Source organism: Pseudomonas xionganensis (assembly GCF_009763245.1).
GTDB classification, from domain to species: domain Bacteria; phylum Pseudomonadota; class Gammaproteobacteria; order Pseudomonadales; family Pseudomonadaceae; genus Aquipseudomonas; species Aquipseudomonas xionganensis.
In genome coordinates, this window is the sequence record NZ_WKJZ01000001.1 from 2,619,244 (window position 1) to 2,637,897 (window position 18,654).

At 55.3% G+C, this 18,654-nt stretch carries 19 protein-coding genes; all 19 read right to left on the reverse strand.

Translation table 11 applies throughout. The annotated features are described in order from the left end of the window. Positions 1–31 precede the first annotated feature (31 nt). The 19 genes from GJV18_RS12180 to pseC all read right to left on the reverse strand — a co-directional run bounded on the left by GJV18_RS12180 (position 32) and on the right by pseC (position 18,651). Positions 32–1,105: a phosphotransferase gene (locus GJV18_RS12180; protein WP_160345766.1), complete on the reverse strand. Its 1,074-nt coding sequence runs from the start codon at positions 1,103–1,105 to the stop codon at positions 32–34. Positions 1,106–1,193: 88 nt separating this feature from the next. Beyond that, a complete protein-coding gene (locus GJV18_RS12185; protein ID WP_160345768.1) occupies positions 1,194–1,790 on the reverse strand; it encodes a hypothetical protein in 597 nt (198 codons plus the stop codon). Between the two features lie 84 nt (positions 1,791–1,874). After that, a complete protein-coding gene (locus GJV18_RS12190; RefSeq protein WP_160345770.1) occupies positions 1,875–2,582 on the reverse strand; it encodes a ParB N-terminal domain-containing protein in 708 nt (235 codons plus the stop codon). Next, a complete protein-coding gene (locus GJV18_RS12195; RefSeq protein WP_160345772.1) occupies positions 2,582–3,721 on the reverse strand; it encodes a glycosyltransferase family 4 protein in 1,140 nt (379 codons plus the stop codon). Before GJV18_RS12195 ends, GJV18_RS12190 begins: the two co-directional genes overlap by 1 nt. A 69-nt stretch (positions 3,722–3,790) precedes the next feature. Further along, a complete protein-coding gene (gene galE / locus GJV18_RS12200) occupies positions 3,791–4,801 on the reverse strand; it encodes a UDP-glucose 4-epimerase GalE (protein ID WP_160345774.1) in 1,011 nt (336 codons plus the stop codon). Between the two features lie 20 nt (positions 4,802–4,821). Beyond that, positions 4,822–5,619 carry a glycosyltransferase gene (locus GJV18_RS12205; RefSeq protein WP_160345776.1) on the reverse strand — a complete coding sequence of 266 codons (798 nt, stop codon included), beginning with the start codon at positions 5,617–5,619 and terminating at the stop codon, positions 4,822–4,824. A 157-nt stretch (positions 5,620–5,776) separates the two neighbouring features. Continuing rightward, a complete protein-coding gene (locus tag GJV18_RS12210) occupies positions 5,777–6,484 on the reverse strand; it encodes a ParB N-terminal domain-containing protein (RefSeq protein ID WP_160345778.1) in 708 nt (235 codons plus the stop codon). Between the two features lie 7 nt (positions 6,485–6,491). Next, on the reverse strand, positions 6,492–7,190 hold the full coding sequence (locus tag GJV18_RS12215) for a hypothetical protein (protein WP_160345780.1): 699 nt from the start codon (positions 7,188–7,190) through the stop codon (positions 6,492–6,494). A 31-nt stretch (positions 7,191–7,221) separates the two neighbouring features. Then, complete coding sequence (locus tag GJV18_RS12220; protein ID WP_160345782.1) at positions 7,222–8,079, reverse strand: hypothetical protein; 858 nt, start codon at positions 8,077–8,079, stop codon at positions 7,222–7,224. A gap of 11 nt (positions 8,080–8,090) precedes the next feature. After that, positions 8,091–8,840, reverse strand: a complete 750-nt coding sequence (locus GJV18_RS12225; protein WP_325065252.1) for a glycosyltransferase family 2 protein — start codon at positions 8,838–8,840, stop codon at positions 8,091–8,093. Between the two features lie 20 nt (positions 8,841–8,860). Continuing rightward, entirely contained in the window at positions 8,861–10,201 is a 1,341-nt protein-coding gene (locus GJV18_RS12230; RefSeq protein WP_160345785.1) for a surface carbohydrate biosynthesis protein, read from the reverse strand. Positions 10,202–10,203: 2 nt separating this feature from the next. Further along, the gene (locus tag GJV18_RS12235) at positions 10,204–11,322 is read right to left on the reverse strand and encodes a polysaccharide pyruvyl transferase family protein (protein ID WP_160345787.1); all 1,119 of its coding nucleotides are present in this window, start codon (positions 11,320–11,322) and stop codon (positions 10,204–10,206) included. Positions 11,323–11,381: 59 nt separating this feature from the next. Beyond that, a complete protein-coding gene (gene pseI / locus GJV18_RS12240) occupies positions 11,382–12,437 on the reverse strand; it encodes a pseudaminic acid synthase (RefSeq protein ID WP_160345789.1) in 1,056 nt (351 codons plus the stop codon). A gap of 2 nt (positions 12,438–12,439) precedes the next feature. Next, positions 12,440–12,961 (reverse strand): UDP-4-amino-4,6-dideoxy-N-acetyl-beta-L-altrosamine N-acetyltransferase, encoded by a 522-nt coding sequence (gene pseH / locus GJV18_RS12245; RefSeq protein ID WP_325065253.1) that lies wholly within the window; start codon positions 12,959–12,961, stop codon positions 12,440–12,442. Positions 12,962–12,969: 8 nt separating this feature from the next. Further along, entirely contained in the window at positions 12,970–14,064 is a 1,095-nt protein-coding gene (gene pseG / locus GJV18_RS12250) for a UDP-2,4-diacetamido-2,4,6-trideoxy-beta-L-altropyranose hydrolase (protein ID WP_160345793.1), read from the reverse strand. A 5-nt stretch (positions 14,065–14,069) separates the two neighbouring features. Beyond that, complete coding sequence (locus GJV18_RS12255; RefSeq protein WP_160345795.1) at positions 14,070–16,097, reverse strand: aminotransferase class III-fold pyridoxal phosphate-dependent enzyme; 2,028 nt, start codon at positions 16,095–16,097, stop codon at positions 14,070–14,072. After that, complete coding sequence (locus GJV18_RS12260; RefSeq protein ID WP_160345797.1) at positions 16,094–16,969, reverse strand: aldo/keto reductase; 876 nt, start codon at positions 16,967–16,969, stop codon at positions 16,094–16,096. Before GJV18_RS12260 ends, GJV18_RS12255 begins: the two co-directional genes overlap by 4 nt. Continuing rightward, positions 16,956–17,495 (reverse strand): GNAT family N-acetyltransferase, encoded by a 540-nt coding sequence (locus tag GJV18_RS12265; protein ID WP_160345799.1) that lies wholly within the window; start codon positions 17,493–17,495, stop codon positions 16,956–16,958. Before GJV18_RS12265 ends, GJV18_RS12260 begins: the two co-directional genes overlap by 14 nt. Next, positions 17,485–18,651 carry a UDP-4-amino-4,6-dideoxy-N-acetyl-beta-L-altrosamine transaminase gene (gene pseC, locus GJV18_RS12270; protein ID WP_160345801.1) on the reverse strand — a complete coding sequence of 389 codons (1,167 nt, stop codon included), beginning with the start codon at positions 18,649–18,651 and terminating at the stop codon, positions 17,485–17,487. Before pseC ends, GJV18_RS12265 begins: the two co-directional genes overlap by 11 nt. Between the last annotated feature and the right edge of the window lie 3 nt (positions 18,652–18,654).

Here is an 18,654-nt window from a genome sequence, read left to right on the forward strand (position 1 = left end):
TTGTCAAAAGCACCTAGAACAGGATCACAGGCTAGCCAAGCCCCTCACATAACTGCCGCACTCGCGTCCGAATCAACCCCAACTTCATATCAACATAAGCCAGGTCTCCGGCGGAACGCTGAACAAAATAATCGCGGGCGTCATGAAGGTCCAAACGAATTAACAAATCGACCACGGCCAACTCTCTTAGAGTCCCCGCCTCACCGCTCTGCAAATAACTTGCACGCCAAGAAACATAAACCGGGCGCACCACCTCACAATCAGCGATCAGCTTGCACATATCGTGCGCAATCAGCCCCGAACGACTTAACTCCCAATCCAGTATCTGCAGCTGACCATCAGCAGCCTGCAATGTATTACCTAACCCTGCATCACCATGAATTCGTGAACTCAATACAGGCTCATCCGCATACCTGGCCAGCACACCGCAAATAAGTTCGGCCTCATCAGCGGTCCAGCCCTGCCCCTGCAAATACTGCATCCCACCATCCAGATAACGGGCATAAACCGCATCATCTCTCAGGCATGAAACCTCAACCCCTACATGCTCATAAACACTAAACAACTGCTGGGCAAAGGCGAGCGCAGCTTCTTCCCAATGCCCACGTGTGGGGCCACAGCCGGCCTGAAAGCTCATCAATAATGCGGGGGCATAGCGATCATTGAATTCCAGCGGGCGGGGTGCATTTACTCCATCGATGGTCGAAAGCATCTGCAGAGTCTGGTACTCGTTGAACAACGCCTGGTGATCACGCACCCCTTGACTGCGGTGCACCTTGCACACCAGACCAAGGTCAGGATAAAGCGCCAGGATATTATTCTTGATATTGATACTGCTCGCCTGCACCCGCGTACGCCCGACTACGCAGCCACCTAACAGATGCTTGAAAGCAGTAACCGGGCTACCTTGCAGTGCGATTCTGATAGCCGCCTTCCATACTTGGATATCCGCAAGCCAGGCAAGGTGAGCACCAATATGCACCCATCCCTCAGCATGCATATAGGCGGTGCGCAGGCGCTCAACCGGCGTAATACTGGCTACTTCCTGCTCAATAGCATCAAGCAGGCCAAGCACCTCAGCGGCACTCTCTCCGCGAACTTCCATTAGCACTCCATCTCAGCGTAAGGGCGGCACCTAGCCCAAGAACCTGTTTACAGCCTTATAAGCGCTACACATCCACAGCGCCGTTTGTTCAGGCACGAGGGTGCTGCATAAGCTCACGGAGCTTGCCCGACCTCACGGCCTCGGCGTGCACCACGCCCAATGCAACCGGGATAGAGGGCAGTTCCAGGGCCTGCGCTATGGCCAGGCGATGGTAGCCATTACCAGAGAAGATCAACTCCCCCTCACGCCCCACATGTACCAACACCCCACCATCTTCTCGAAAATTACCTGGTTGGATCTCCCGCCGGGTCAGGAATTTTCCGCCCTGGCGCAAATACTCGATCAATTCGGAAAGTTTGTTGTGCCGGGCAATATTCTCCTGCAAAGGATACTTCTGCGTGTCCTTGTAAATTTCAAAAATGCCCGCTTCTTCCCAGGACAGGTTCTGCTTGACCTTCTGGTAAATCACCCGGTGTTTATCCATAGCCGCTAACGGTTCAACACACCTATCCCAATCCCCGGCCACAACCCGCCCGGCATCTTTACGCTTGTGCAGACGCTGGGCCTGCACAAGCTGGATGGCTCGTGGGTCGACGAACATCAGTGCCAACGCCCTTGGCGAGTTGAAACCAAATCGGCAGAAGTTAAACAGATCGCGAAGATAGAACAGCAAAAAAATGCGCATTGCCTGATACGGCTCCCTGATAAGTAATGGCACTGAGTTGACGCCCCTGTAATGCAGGCACATCCCAAGTCAGCCGATAAACGGCTAAGCGTAACGCTCCTGAAGCTGCTTCAGAAAGGCATTGACTGCAGAGCTCCCCTTGTCCGATACAGGCAGATGCCTATGGCAAGCGCTGTGTATGACGGAAATCTGCACAGGTACCTCTTGCAATTTCAGATGACGGGCCAAGGCAAAGCGATGATTGCCATCATCAGTCTTGAGTAACTGACCATCACGCCCGACGGCACAGTTTATCTCACCACCGTAGCGGCAGAGGCCCAACTCATCCTGGGTACGTAAACGCCCATCCGCTGCCACCTGTCTATACAGGCCACGCACGGCCTGCAAGTAATCGCGAAGTTGTTCAAGCGTCCTCATACCTCGGGCTTCACCGCGCTGCAGCAAACGCTCCTGCAACAGCTGAAACTCCAAGGTCTGCTCCACCGGCATGCTCCCCAGCAACTCGGCACAACTGATGTAGCGTGGATCAGTGGAATCGACTTCGGCAAAGCTCTTGCGCCGCACATCCCAGTCGCCATCACGAAACAGCGTACGCCGAGCCTGGGCCTCACCACGGATATTGCACTTGTACTCAATCTTCATCGGATCAATAAAGATACAAGGCAATAGCACGGCATTGGGAACACGCAGCCGGCTAAGGTTCTCGACACGGTTACCCTGGCCATACAGGAAGAGCCAGGCATTGGCACGGGCCTCAGCACAAGCTAGGCGATCTCTCAACCAGCTGCGCATCAACTCACCTGCTCTTCTGTAGCCATAACGGCCGACAACAACCCCTTCGCCCGACACGCCCAACTGAACCGCCCCTGCAGGTCGGCATACGCGTTGTCCGCCAGGCGCGCGGCCAGACCAGCCTCAGCTTGAAGACGATGCACATTGGCGCACCAAGCCTCAACGTTTTCGGCATCAGCCAGCAGGCAATTGCGGCCATCGTCCAGCACCTCTCTTAGCACGGGTAAGTCAGATGCAAGAATGGGCCGCCGCGCCGCCATGTACTCGAAGATTTTCAAAGGTGATGTCCAGCGTCCGATATCACTGCCGCCAACCCCCTTGACCACCCGTTGATTGGGCGCAAGTAAAGCATCCATGCCGAGCATAAAACCGTGGGCCTGGGCCGGCTTCATGAAGCCATGAAAATGCACATTGGAAATGCCCTCGGCCTTACGCTTCCAGGCCTGTAACTGCTCACCCGAACCGCCCACCACATGCACATCTACGTCCGGTAGCGCTTTAGCCAGCGGCAGCAGCAACTCCACGCCTTTACCCTGATGCAAACTGCCGACATACCCGAGCTGCAAACGTATCTGACCCGAGCCAAGCACTTGAGGCTCAAGCTCCGGTGGCACGTCCGCACCATCGGGGGCCACCAGAATCAGCGCCTCTGGCAGCAAGTTATGCTGCAGATGCCAGTCCTTGAGCGCATGAGTAATGACGACCAGCCTGCGGAAGCGTTTATGCCGCACGATCCAGTCGAACATCAGCCCCTGCAAGCGTCCGGAATGACGCATGGGCTCATGCACTTCCAGAACCAGTTCGCGCCCAGCCAGCAGAGCGGCCGCCGCCCCAAGCAAGGAGCGCGAGAAGACCAGGTCAGCCTGCTCCTTGCCGAGCGCCAAGTGCACCCACACCTGCCACGCATAGGCATAAGACGACTTGAGCCAGGGAACTACCGGTAGCCAGCGCAATTGGAAACGGCGCTGCACGCCATAAAACTCATATGCCTGCGTCGTATCGACTTCGGCTTGCCAACCAGGCAGCCACAGACTGGTTTCAACACCCTGGGCAGCAAAGGCATCGCACATCTTCATCACATGCACACTGTTGGCCGTTTGCGAGGGCACCTCGGACTGCGCCAGATAAACAAGCTTCATAGATTTAAAACCAGAACTCTGCTGCCCCCGCTAGCTGCTAGGCAGGCTGAAGATCATGGACAGGGCGCGCTATTCAAGACCGTTAGGGTTATTCGACTGCCAACGCCAGGTGTCGGCCATCATATCCTGCAAACTCAGCTGAGCCCGCCAGCCCAGCTCACGACGGGCCTTGTCAGGATCGGACCAGCACTGGGCAATATCTCCGGCACGTCGCGGCACCACCTTGAAAGGTATCGGGCAACCACTGGCCTGCTCGAAGGCACGAATCATCTGTAACACCGAATACCCCACCCCCGTACCCAGATTCCAGACGTGAACACCCTGCTCCCTAGCCAAGTAATCCAGGGCAGCCAGATGCCCTTTGACCAAGTCCACAACATGAATGTAATCGCGCATCCCTGTGCCGTCTGGGGTTGGGTAATCATTGCCAAATACCGCCAGCTCACTCAACTTGCCGATCGCCACCTGACTGATATAAGGCAGTAAATTATTGGGAATACCCTTGGGATCTTCACCGATCATGCCACTTGCATGGGCCCCCACAGGATTGAAATAACGCAGGATTGCCACCGACCAGCGTTCATCTGCAGCCGCCATATCAGCCAACACCTGTTCAACCATCAGCTTCGAGCGGCCATAAGGGTTGGTGGGCATACCAGTGGGGCAAGACTCGGCTATTGGCATTTGCTCGGGCTCGCCATACACCGTAGCTGAGGAGCTGAAAACCAGACGAAACACCCCGGCAGCAGCCATCGCCCGGCACAGCGCCAGGGTTCCGCCCAGGTTGTTATCGTAGTAGCGCAAAGGCTGGCTCACGCTCTCTCCTACGGCTTTCAGGCCGGCGAAGTGCAACACTGCCGAAATCGGGTAGCGGCTAAACAACGCCTCGAGCAGAGTTTGATCCCGCACATCTCCCTCGACAAAAACACAGGCTTTGCCGGTCAAGCGCTCGATTCGCCGCAGCGACTCCTGTTTGCTATTGCCCAGGTTGTCCAGGACCAGAACCTGATGACCAGCCTCCAGCAACTCAACAACAGCATGGGAGCCGATATAACCGGCACCGCCGGTGACCAGAATCATTGCACCCTCATCTTTAGCAGTCATCGTGAATAACGATAGAGAAAACGCCTGACAGCAGGCGGAGGCAAGCGAATAGCCGCACGCAAGCCGAGATTGAGCCAATACTCCAAGGGGCTGAGAAAGCCGATTTGCCGCTGAAAGCGCAGTAGACCTATTTCACCCTTGAAGAAAGTCAGGCCGCGGCGAGCAATAAAATCCTCATCGGTACGCATATACAGCAAAACCTCAGGGATATTGCCGAAACGATAGCCTCTGACCAGCATCAGACTCCACAACCCATAATCCTCAGGAAACACCTGAGGATAACCGCCAACATCCAGCACAGCTTGCTTGCGGAAAATCGTCACCGGATGACTGAATGGGCTGCGCTTCTTGGCAAAACCCTTCAATTGCTCATGGTGTTCGGGCAGTTTCTTCAGATGGAAGACCTGCTCCATGCCCTGATTACGCTCTTCGATCCAGGCGCTGGCCACATCTACGTCAGGATGCGCAGCCATATAGGCCAACTGCCGTTCGAACCGCTGAGGCAAGGCCACATCATCGGTATCCATACGCGCCACTAGGTCATGACTGCAGTGTTGTAGGCCATGATTAAGCGCCCGCGCCAGCCCCTGGTTCTGCTCAAGACGTACCCGCACCAGCGGCAGGCGAGCAGCATAGTCGTCGATAACCTGCAGCAGCGCCCCGGTCAGGGGGCCATCCTCCACCAGCACCACCTGATCGGCCGGTTGACTCTGGGCCAACAGGCTATCAAAACAGGCCCGCAGGTAATCCGGCTTTTCCTTGATATACACCGACAGTAGAACCGAGAGCCCCATAAACTCCTAAACCCTTAAAAAATGGATAGCTGAGGGCGGCATAGGAAGCCCATGCCCCTACTTTTAGCTGGCAGGCCGCAAAGGTCGGCTATGTTAACCCAGACAGCCTGTCGCACCTAAACAGCGCAACAGCGAGCACACAGGTATTGACCTCGCCCTAACCGCCATAGCGTTTCTCTACCTCAGAAATAAACGCACGTAGAGCTGCCAGGCCACCTGCTGCCTCCAGCGATTCGCGGTGCACATCATGAATCAGGCACAGATGCACAGGGATACGCGCGATACCCAGTTGCCGGGCGGCGGCAAAACGATGATTGCCGGCGTTGATCTTGATCAGCCGCCCCTCACGGTCCAAGGCACACTGAATTTCACCGGCATAAGCGCTCCCCCCCAACTCACGCTGACTCTTGTAGCCTTTTTCAGCCATGAGCTGGTAGAAACGCTTGCGCGCCTGGAGATGTGCCTGCACATCCTCGGCACTGCTACAGCCGCGATAACTGCCTTGCTGCACCACGGCCTGCATGATCAGTTGATATTCATCAGTTGCCTCGGGGCAGAGTCCTTCCAGCAATTGTCGACAGGTGGTGTATTTGGGGTCTTGCACCTCCACGTCCTGCATCGGGCGGACTGCGAGATCCCAATCTCCGGGATGGAACAGCGCATTACCACGGTCTGGCTTGACTGCCACACTGGCGGACCACTCCACGCGGCTTGGGTCGATATAAATCACCGCGGGCAGCAGCAGATTGGGCACCCGCAACGCCTGTAGGCTCTGAGTGCCTAACAACCTTGCGCGCAGCGCATGGCTGGCACTCATCGCCAGCACCCGCAGGCGGTCGCGCCATGTTCGCAGCCAGGCCTTCATTCGCTTCTCACTCAAGTGATAACGCCTGCAGCGCCCGACGAACCGCAGCAGCCGACGGCCGAGCAGCATCCTCACCCAAAGAAGCCAGCCAACCCGGATGGATATGCCGAATCAACACCGGCACCTTGGGTACGCCAACCAACTGGGCAATAGCCAGGCGGTGCCGGCCCTTCTCCTCCTTGATCAGCCGTCCATCGCGCCCCACCATCACGCAAATGGCGTCCACCGCCTTCTCAGGCCGGTAGCCATCGGCAGACATGCTCCTGAACACCTGCACATAACCCTGGAACAACCGCTCCAGCGCCTCTTCAGAGTCCAGCTGCAACGCCTTGTAGGCGCGCACTCGACCCGCATGCAGCTCACCCAGCAACTGCTGGAAATAGGCCGTGCGCCGGTAGTCAAAGGCGCAAGCCTGCAAATCAGCCAGAAAGACATAGGTAGGCATCTGCCGAAAAGGCTTGGTCTCGATATCCCAATCCCCAGGCAGGAGCAATGGCGCACGGGCCGCCACCCAGCGGTACAGCGGGTTCTTGCGCCACACACGCTTGAGCAAAGGGTGATTCACCCGCTTGTGCCGCACATAAGGAGGTAAGGCGTAATCGGCAACGGCAGCAGGTGGGACCTCCAGCAGCAGCTGCTCGGCCAACTGCTGGCGTAGAGGGTCGCGCAGCTGTTGCACCAGCCAGGCACGCAGGGCCTTTATCATTCACACATTCCTTATCTGAGACCCAGCCCCATCAGGCCTGGCAAAGCGCCTGGGCCCGGGAGAAATCATTGGCATCCAGCGCCGAACCGAGCTGCCGCAAACGCCAGGTCATCTGCACAAAATCATCCGGCACCGGCTGCCCACCCTCGTTGCATAGATCAGCATGCAGCAATGAATTGCGCCCATCGAGTATCCAGCCACGGCCAACCCCCAGCAGCTCGTTATCGATGATCAGCAATCGTCCGCTGCCCTGCTCCAGCACCAGGTTGGCCGCCGATAGGTCGGGGTGACTCAAGCGCACCGGCAGCCGCTCACCGAGCTCGGCATAGCGGGCCTGCCATTGCTGGAGAAAATCGGCCACCAGGCTCCAATGCCGCCATACGCCGAGGCGTACCAGCAGATAATCCTGCAGGTAACAGAAGGCCTGATCGTGCGCAGTCGCCAGTGCCAGCGATGCCTTGCCGTGATGCAGCTCATGCAGCAACTGGCGCACGCGCTCGGCTGCGGCCAACTGCTGATCGCCGGGCAGCTGCGTCACACTGCACCCTTCAACCCAGGCTTCCACTACCAACTCATCGTCCACAGCCAGTAACTCGGTAAAGCCACAGCCATCCAGATCCAGCCCCTGCACGGCCTGGCGCAAGGCAATCTGCGCCGGTCCATAGGCGCTATAGACCTTAACCTTGCGCCCCTCGCAATAGCCGGCAAAGGACAGACGACCAGCCTTGGTCACACCCGGCTGCTGAAAGCCGCCCAAAGGCCTGAGTCCCGTAATCTGCATGCCAGCCACGCGGATGCTACCGGGGAAGCTACGCAAGGCGCGCTGTTGCCCCAGGGCCTGTAAACGGCGACCGGCGCGTACGCACAGATTCTCGAAATAGCGCTTCATAAAAATCCCCGTCAGCGGCCAAGAGCCAACAGCAGCCGCCGCTTGATCAGCACTTTCAGTGCCCGATACAGCTCAATAGGGCGCATATTGCGCCAGTGCTTACGAAAGAAGGCCCAGTTGCCCCTGAGCAGGCTGTGCCGCGCCCGCCCCCCCTGGTGGTCGCAAAGAATAGCCACCGCCTGCGGTTCGGCCACCAGGCGCTTACCGGCAAGCAATAGGCGAGCGGCCAGGTCACGGTCCTCAGAGGCTGGCATGCTCTCATCGAAACCAGCAAAGGCCAGGAACACATCACGGCGAATCGTCAGGTTTTGCCCGCCAAAGCCCGGGTTACACCAGAACACCTGGCGCTGCGCCTCGGCATCATTGGGTAGCAACTTGTATGGCTGCGCCACGGCGCCCTCGGCCTGACGCAGCAAACGGGCTAACACCGCATCGGCGGCACTTGCCTGGAAGCGCTCCAGCACCCGTTCCAGATAATCGGCTTGCCACAGATCATCATCATCGAGGAACGCCACCAACTCGCTGGTTGCTGCCTGCGCCCCTACATTGCGCGCCCGCCCCGGGCCGATGCGCGGCGCCGTGCGCAACACCCGCACCCGCGGATCCAGCCCCTGAGTACAGGCATCCTCACGGCCATTGTCGACCAGAATGATTTCCGTCGCGGCTACGCTCTGCGTCAATACGCAGTCCAGCGAACGCTGCAACAGAGCGCCACGGTCACAGGTGGGGATAACAACTGAAATACTAATATTTCTAAGCACATTGACCCCTCAAGACCAGCTCAAACATCTATCTCGACTAAGTTAAAATCTCGCTCAATGACGGTCCCAGAAAAATCTGGAAACAAGCAAAATACAGCATCGGCAATTTCAAACTCATGTATACCGCCCAGCATTTTACGCTTAGCCTTAGCCAGTTTATCCCTCTCCAAACCCCAGCCCTTCATTTCGCGATACTCATTCAAGTAGCCAATTAACATGCGAAATTTCTTTAAAAAAAATCCGATATTAAAAGCGTACGCAGGGGTAGTTTCCAATTGCTGAAGTTGGCTTAGTATTTTTGACGAGGCCAACTCACTATCGACAGATATGACATCAGAAAGATCAAGTTCATTTATCCTTGCCTCCCCCGAAAACATAAGATCGCATTCAGCCAAAAGGTCTTCATAAGAAGAAACCGGAGTAGAAACTTTATACGTAAAGCTTTCGCTCTTAGGTTTGGAGTTCTTGCCCAACAAATAAACAGATGGAATACCAGCCACGCAGGCTTGCACCGCAGTAGTACAACCCCGATGCAAAAGACCAGAAGATGCATACAACCAAGGACTTATCTCACCCTCATAAACCACTTTCACCTTCTTTAACTCAGACAGCGCCGAATCCCAAATAGATAAGTCTTCCGCAGGATGAGGTCTTATTACCAAAGGCGGAAAGGCGTCATCAGCATCCACACGCCTCATTAAATCGAGAAAATCCTTAAAGTCTTTAAAAGCAGCCCAAGCCAACTGACTAAAGCTCTCCAAATCAGCTTCAGACGTAGCAATAGACTGCAAGCGCTCAATCTCAGAATGAATTTTCTCCTCTGACAAGAAGCCAAAATCAGACGAAAACAAGATGAAATTACCAAAACGAGAACGAATAGACTCTACGCTATGGAAATACTGAAATTTGAACTCAGGACGCCACAAATCAACTCTCGGCCATCCTGATGCAAAAATACGCCCTAAAAGCTGAGGACGCACCAATTCAAGTTTCTGTTTATGACCATCACCAATAACAAAAACGCCATCAATCAAGTGCTCAGTACCTGGATAGATGCGGCGCCTGCAATACATCTCAAGATCATGAATAGCAGGACCCATTTCTTCATCAAGCACAACAAAAGAGTCAACTTTCTTCTTAATTTCTTCCAGCACCGACAAAGGCTTACCACCTTTGTAAAAATAAATACCGTCTCTAGAAGACTTCCTCAAAACCAATCGATCAATTGACCGCTTAGTACCAAGGTAAACACGAAATCCCGCCCGAGTAGCAAGAACACTCAGCAACACCTTAGCCTTAAGCTCTCGCGCCTTAATTTCAACAGGAAGATAAATAGTCGGTTTAGCACTTCTAGCAGCCATGATCAAACACCATCGATTGCTGCAGAAAAAGCATCAGCAGAAGAATAGTAACCACTATCCCCGAATGAAAAATAATCAGATACTTTATTAGAAAGCCTATTCTGTAAACTTCTCAAGATTTCATCGAGAGGCATAGAAAAATCGCATCCACCAGTTTCACTACCAATAGCGCTACAGAATTCCAAAACCTTTGGATGACGATTCAACGGCATAATCGGTACCCCGGCCAAATAAGCGGTGACCAATCCATGCAACCGCATCGACAGATAAAAACTGCAGGAAGAAATTTGAGCTATAGTTCCCTGCAAGTCCCCCTGATAGTCATGCAGAAGAACTCTTTCAGGGTGCTTAGCAGATTCGCGCAAGCGCCGATGCAGCCGATCATCTGCATATTTGGCACCAGAGTACAGCGACACCAACAGCACCTCAGATCCAGACATAGTCAAATAATTGACCAGACTCAACATTTTAGAAAACTGCTCTTCCTGCTCGGCCAATAACAGCTTCGGATTAAGTATAAAAGACGCACCAACTCTATCAGTCTTTACATTTGAAACAAATAAATCAGGCCTCAGCGCCTTGACCGAAAAAGCCAAATCGATTCCATTTATGATCTCTCCTCCGACATCCAGCTGCCGAACAAAATCGAAAGATGCCGTATCGCGGCAATGAACAATATCCAGTTCCTTCAAAAATGCTACAACCTGACGTTCAGCATGAATATCCGGGAAAGGGCCTATAGAAACGCCTACTGCTGACACTAGTGATTTCGATGACGCACGTCCCTTCCGGTATCGCCGTAATACTTCATGCTTCCAAGCAATACTATTCGCAGAGTGCAGAATCGAACCACCGCCAAAAAACAATCCATCATAGCTCTTATAAGACTGGAAATAGCGTTTACGGAGGCGACTCAAGCGCCCACCATCTGCAACATTTAGCCATGCAATCGAAGGTTCATTAACATCATGATAGATCTCAGCTTCTCCTTTCTCATAATAGGTAACAGCCTCCACACTTTGAGTTCGATAAAACTCCAGCCGAAGCCCATAAGCGAGGAGCTCATCACCAAAATTCCCGCGCCCGACCCATGCACTTACCAAAGGAGAATTAATTTTCATTGCACCATGACATTCAAAAAAACATTAAAAGTATCTTGCATTTAGCCAAAACGCTCATATCACACTAATGAGTCATATGTGACTGGCAGGCCAAAGTTCACCTCCTTGGCCAAACGCTTGCCGATCACTTGATCCAGCATCTTGGGCGGCAGCCCGAAGCCTGGCCTTACGCTGCGCACCATATCGGCGGTGATCAGCTCTCCAGCTTTGCCTTCCTTGACGAAATACAGTGAGCGGCGGAACTGGGCATTGCCCTGCTCGCTGGATTTGCGTCCGTAATCCACACGTCCCAGTGCCTGCCAGGCGGTGCGACTGTCACGACACAGCGCAGCAAGCTCGGCCGGCTCCAGGGAGAAGCTGTCGTCCGGGCCGCCGCCACTGCGATCGAGTGTAAAGTGCTTTTCGATGATAGATGCACCGAGCACCACACTGGCAATGGCCGTGGTGTTGTCCAGGGTGTGATCAGACAAGCCGGTAACCAAACCAAAACGTTCAATCATGTCCGGCAGGGTACGCAGGTTGTAATCTTCAGCCGGGGCCGGATAGCCGCTGACACAGTGCAGGATGGCCAGTTCCTTACAGCCACCGGCGCGGGCGGCATCAACGGCTTCCTGAATTTCCTCGATATCGGCCATCCCGGTGGAGATGATCATGGGCTTGCCGGTGGCGGCCACATAGCGGATCAGAGGCAGATCGACCGCCTCGAAAGAGGCGATCTTGTAAGCCGGCGCATTGAGGTCTTCAAGCAGGTCCACCGCCGTGCTATCGAAGGGCGAGCTAAAGGTGGTGATGCCTAGCTGCCGCGCATGCTCGAACAGCTCCGCGTGCCATTCCCAGGGCATATGCGCTTCTTCGTAGAGCTTGTAGAGCGTCTTGCCATCCCACAGACCGCCGTGGATCTGAAAGTCCGCCGAGTCGCAATCCAGGGTGATGGTGTCGGGCCGGTAAGTCTGCAGTTTGATCGCATCCGCCCCCGCGGCCTTGGCTGCTGCCATGATGCGCTTGGCCATATCCAGGCTGCCGTTATGGTTGGCAGATAGCTCGGCAATGATATAAGGCGACTCGTCCAGGCCGATCCGCCGACCGGCGATACTGATGCTGGGATGCACTGACATGCTCAACTCTCCGAAGCGCTCCGTGACCACTCATTGGCCAGAAGCCCAAAACAATGGACGGCATGATAACGGCTGCCGTCGAAATAGTGGTCACGCAATATGCCTTCCTGCACGAAGCCAAGCTTGGCGTGGAAGTGACGAGAACGCTCGTTGTAACCCAAGGCTTCAGCGCAGACCTTGTGCAGGCCAAGTTGAGTGAAGCCATAGTCCAGCGCCTCACGCCCCAGGGCGCTGCCGGTGCCTCGCGGCGCATCAGGGGCCAGGTAGAAACCCCATTCGGCCACCAGAGCACCGCGCAACTGGCGGAAACTGACAAAACCGAGCGGCTGATCCGCCACTTGGTAGATCAGGAGGTGGCGAGTCGGATCGACCGACGCACCGGCAAACCAGCGGGTGTGCTCTACGAGACTTATTTCATGCTGGCTGTACATAAAACGGCGTACATCGGGATGGTTACGCCAGTTCAGCAGCATCGGCAAATCCTCCTCTTGGACGAGGCGCAACTGCGAATTAGATTGACTCAAAAATCACCTCACACCTGGAGTGCTTGCAGGACTGCCTGGACACCGCATCCATCGCTCACCTGGGCCGCAGCTTCGCTCATTTGTCGAGCTAACTCGGGTCGCTCAAGCAGAGGAGCCAATAGACCGGGCAGCTCACGGGTGATTGAATCGACGCTGGCAATAATCCGGGCAGCCCCAACAGACTCTAGACCTGCAGCCACGGCGCGCTGGTTGTCAGCGAGCACCACCATGATACTGGGCAGGCCCAGACAGCAGCGCTCCCAGGCGGTCGAGCCGGCTGCACCAATGGCCAGATCTGCCTGCGCCATTAGGCCGGCCATGTCTCGCTGGTCAACCAGCACCTCGACCTGCAGCGGTAAACGCGCAGCCAGCTCACGCACAGCAGCCAGCCATGGCGCCTGACTGCCCATGACGACCTTGATATGCAGCGCTGATGCCTGCGCAAGCCCGGCCAGCACATTGAGGACGACAGCTGTGGCATTGGCCTGATCAACTCCGCCCATGCTGATCAGCAGTTGCTCCGCGCGCGCGCTTGCACGACGCCGCGCCAGAGTGGTTGGGCGATACTGTGCAAACTCCGGGCGTAACAGGGCATAGCCGGAGCCACAGAGCAAGGTGCAGTTTTCCGGGACTAAGGCTTGGTAATCGGCTTGATCACGGCCAAAGGTCTGATCCAGCAGCAGATCGCATACATGTGGCCGATCTGCCAGGTCATCAATCACCATCAGCCTTCCGCAATAGGGCCTCAGCAGGCGCTGCCAGGCAGCATCCAGCCCATAGTGATCAACAATCAGCCAGTCAGGCTGAAGCGCCTGCAGCACCTCGCCGCTTTGCCTGGCATCCTCGTCCTGAGATACCCCTAACCAGGAGATATGAGCAGGAGTTACGAGCCCCGGTGGATCAATCGCCCCGTCGGCCGGCGCCAACTCATGCACCGGGTATCCGGCTGCGGCGATTGACTGCATCAAATTGCCCGGATGTGGGCGGCAGATAAAATGACACTCTGCGCCGCGGCGCTGCAGGGCACTGGCCAAAGTCAGGCAACGCATGACATGGCCACTGCCCATTTGCAGGGAAGCATCAACCCGGAAGGCAATCTTCATAGAGGTCAGTTCAAGCGCTTGAAACCGCCATGACAGACCGGCCCCTTGAGTAGCTCTTGCACAGAGCGCCCCTCCTCACATTCCTTGATCAAAGCGAAGATCGGATCAAGGGCGCCGAAATACCCCTCGACTACGGCTGGCGTATGTTGAGTGCAGACATAGACGCTGGTGCCAGCCAGGTAACCCTTGGCCAGCATTTCCTGGGTAATCAGCGTCTTGTAGGCAAGATGATCAGGGCTATTGAAAGCAAACCCGGTCAGCGCAGGCAGACCGCTGGTGCTGATCGACAGGCCATGCTTCTGCGCAAGCGCCTGCCACTTGGTCGTGATATCCAGGCCAGTCTGGGTGATGCTTTCCCAGGATTTGACCCGCTGCATGACCTCAAGGGTCTTGAGTGCGGCAGTCGGGCCGATTCGCTCGGTCCAGAAAGTGCTGCTGATAAACGTGCTCTGCGCCGCTTCCATGACTTCGCGACGGCCGATGGTGGCGGTGATGGCATAGCCATTACCCAAGGCTTTACCAAACATGGCCATGTCGGGCTCAACGCCATAGAGCTTGTGCAGGCCACCAAAGGTCTGACGAAAGCCCGAAGTACATTCATCGAAAATCAGCACGATGCCACGCTCGGTAGCGAGTTGGCGGACCTTGTGCAGGAAGTTATCTTCAGGGCCACTGTTACGCGACACTTCCATCTTGATCACGCCGATATCGTGGTTGTCCACCAGCGCCTGAAGCTCAGCAAAGTTGTTGTAGTTGAAGGGGAAGACCGTGCCGCGCAGGTTGGCAGGCACGCCCTTAGGCTCCAGTCCCGGCAGCAAGTGACCGGCCAGGTTCTTGTCATCGCCGAGGTTGGCCGAGAGGTACCAGTCATGCCAGCCGTGATAACCGCAAATGGCAACCTTGTCGCGCCCTGAGGCTGCCCGGGCAATACGAATGGCAATGGCGTTGGCCTCGCCGCCTGAACGGGCAAAACGTACCATGTCGGCCCACGGGTGGATTTCAATCAGCTTTTCAGCCAGGTAGACCTCTTCAGGGCAATTGAAGGTCGACATGTTGCCGCTGTCGATGGTACGTCGCACAGCATCGTCGACTTCCGGATCACCATAGCCCAGGGTGTTGGTACCAATGCCCATGATGAACATGTCGGTATATTCATTACCATCCAGATCCCAGACCTGACAGCCCTTGGCCTTGCTGAAATAGGCTGGCCATTGCTCGGGCAGGAACATTTCCGCACGTTTGGACAGCAGCATGTTGCCACCAGGGATGACCTGCTTGGCGCGTTTCCACAATTTCTGACCGGTGCCCATCACCGCTCCTTCGTTTCGTTTCAATTGGTGGTTATCCGCAAACAGCTGTGGCTGTGTGCGCTGCAGTTCTAATACCTGCTGCCAGGTAAAATGCCTATCGGGTGAGAAATACGCGAAGACGCGCTCTATCACCGAAAAATCCGCTGGCTCATCAACCGTCCAACGCAAGCCTGAGAGATCCTCTTTGTGCTCGACGCTAGCCTGACTAAAGTGGCCCGACTCCCGTAGATAGGGTGTTACATGCTCATGGTCGAAGGCGCTGTCGGTTTCCTGCGCCGCTCGCTGCAAGGCCGAAAAACGAAATACCTCGATATCCAGCCCATCTGGATAAGTTGCCGGTTTGACGTTGCTCAGGTAATCGACATCCGCTTGTATAAAGCGGCTTACGGCCTGATCAACCAACTCTGGGTCAACTAAAGGGCAATCGCCCGTGATACGCACCAATACATCAGCGGCAGTTTCATGACCGGCTAGCAGATAGCGCGACATCACATCATCTTCGCTGCCTCGCACACAGCGATAGCCGAGGGCCTGAATATGTTCGACCAGAGGCAAATTACGCGGATCAGTTGAAGTCGCCAGGACAATCTCATCAAGATGCTGGGCACGGGCCAAACGAGCTAACAACAACTCGATCATGGCTGTGCCGCCGACAGGCTTCATCACTTTGTTAGGCAAACGGGTCGACCCCATACGGGCCTGGACGACGGCAACAATCTTCATAACTGATTCCAGCGCGAGGGATTCAACAGATCAGGATCACTGCTGCGCAATGTACTCGGGATTTCGGGCAGTTCTCCAGAGGCAGCCTGCACGATTTCCTCTAGTTGCCGGGCACTATCGACCCCGACTACGACTCGAGAAATCTCTGCAAATGCCAGAGCATGCCGCAAGCAGGCCTGCACAGGCGTGAGCTCGGAGGCCTGCAGCCAGTTATCCCACTCTTGCCACAAGGGAGCCCACCGGGAAAACTTGGCAGGCCGCTCGGCTACGGGCATCAACAGCAAACCCTGCATAAACACCGAACGCACATGCAGCTCGCAGCCCAAGGCCGGCAAACGCTGCAGCCAGCCAGAGTCGATCAGACGCGTATCCAGCACATTAAAGGGGGCTTGAACCAGGTCGAAGTGCATGTCGTCAAAAAGGCGATCCAACTCCTGCGGCTCATAGATCGACACGCCAACCTTTTCTACCAGCCCCTGGCGCTTAAGCTCATTCAATGTGCGGTAAAGGGCCGCCCCCTGCCCGTCCAGCAGTTGCTCAGGGCGATGAAGTAACAGCCCGTGAATACGGCTACACCCCAGGCGCTCGAAGGAGCCTGCCAGTTGCATTTCGACCCAGCCAGGTACATCAGTACAGTCATCAGGCAAAGCTGGCAACTTGGTGATCAGCTTGAAATCCATCAGATCCAGCTGCCCTAGGGTGGCCTCACTCTGCCCATAGGCGATTGCAGTGTCGAGGGTATCAAGCCCACTGCTGCGAGCGACTGTGACTATCTCGCGCGCCTGGTCCAGGCCAACCTGCCCCTGACGATTTGCTACACCGTAGTTCACGCCGAACTGAACTGTGCCCAACGCTAATTTAACTGGACGCATAAACTGTTTCGCTTCTTAGCAAAGCCAGCCAGAAACAGCTTTCCCTACGACCATCTAAAATAAAGCTTTTCCGAAAAAACCCTTCTACCGAATAGCCACACTTCATCAAAACTTTTAGCGAAGCCAAATTACTTTCATAACAACCGGCTTCAAGACGCTCTAGGCCAAGCTCGCAAAAACCAAAACGGGTTACCAGTGAAATTGCATCAGACGCGTAACCACGCCCCCAACAACTTTTATCACCAATAAAAAAACTTATTTGCCCGGTTTTATACAACCAGTTAATAAAGCCGATTTTTATATTGCCAATGTGGCGATCATCAAAAGCAGAATAGATTCCAAACAAAAAAGAATTTGGATCATCATCCATAGACCGAACAAAATCGCGACAACTTTCTTCAGTATTAATGGAATGCCGGATTTCCATATACCTATTGACATCAGCATCATTCAGCCAGCCAACATACTCAGGACTAACATCAGCTACTGTAAGTGCCCGAAGATAAACCCGCCCTTCAGCAACCATTCATCAAACCTTTTTTGAGCGCCTCAATTACCAAGTCCTGAGACAGGCTAGTCATTGTAGGAAATAGAGGTAAGCTGATCGCCTCAGCGTAATAGCGTTCGGCCTCGGGAAAGTCCCCGTTGGAAAAACCCATCTGGGCGTAATAGGGCTGGGTATGCACAGGGATGTAATGCAGATTAACGCCTATACCCTGCTCACGCAGGGCCTCGAACACCTGCCGATGGCTGTGGCCGATCTTGTCAAGGCACAAGCGGATTACATAGAGGTGCAGACCGGAATAGCTATCCGGGTGCTGCCAGGGCGTCACCACCGGTAACTCCGCCAGCAAGCTGTCATAGCGTGCCGCCAGCTCATGGCGCCGGGCAACAAACTGATCGAGGCGTTGCAGCTGACTTAAACCCAGTGCAGCTTGCAGTTCGGTCATCCGGTAGTTGAAACCCAGTTCGATCTGCTGGTAATACCAGGGCCCATCAGCTTCATGGGTCATCTGTGCCGGATCACGGGTGATGCCATGGCTGCGCAGCAAAGCCATGCGTTCGGCAAGCGCGGCATCACTGGTCAACGCCATTCCGCCTTCCGCTGTGGTGATGATCTTTACCGGGTGGAAGCTGAAAACGGTGATATCGCTGTAGCGGCAGCTACCGATGGCCTGCCCTTGGTAGCGCCCGCCAATAGCATGGGAGGCATCTTCAATGACCTTGAAGCCAAAGCGCTGAGCCAGCTCATGAATGCGTTGCATATCGCAGGGCTGGCCACACAGGTGCACCGGCACCACAATCTTGGGCAGGCGCCCTTGGCTCTCAGCCTCGATCAGCTTGCGCTCCAACGCCTGTGGGCAGAGGTTGTAGGTGCGCGGATCTATGTCAACGAAGTCCACCTCAGCGCCGCAATATAGCGCGCAGTTGGCGGAGGCAACGAAGGTGATGGGGCTCGTCCAGAGAAGGTCTCCAGGGCCTAGCCCCAAGGCTAGACAGGCGATATGCAGGGCCGAAGTGGCACTGTTCACAGCCAGAGCATGGCTAACCCCACAGTATTCAGCCACAGCTCTTTCGAAAGCCGGAACCTGAGGCCCCTGGGTCAGAAAATCAGACTGCAACACCGCCACCACGGCATCAATATCCGCCTGGATAATATCCTGGCGCCCGTAGGGAATCATGAG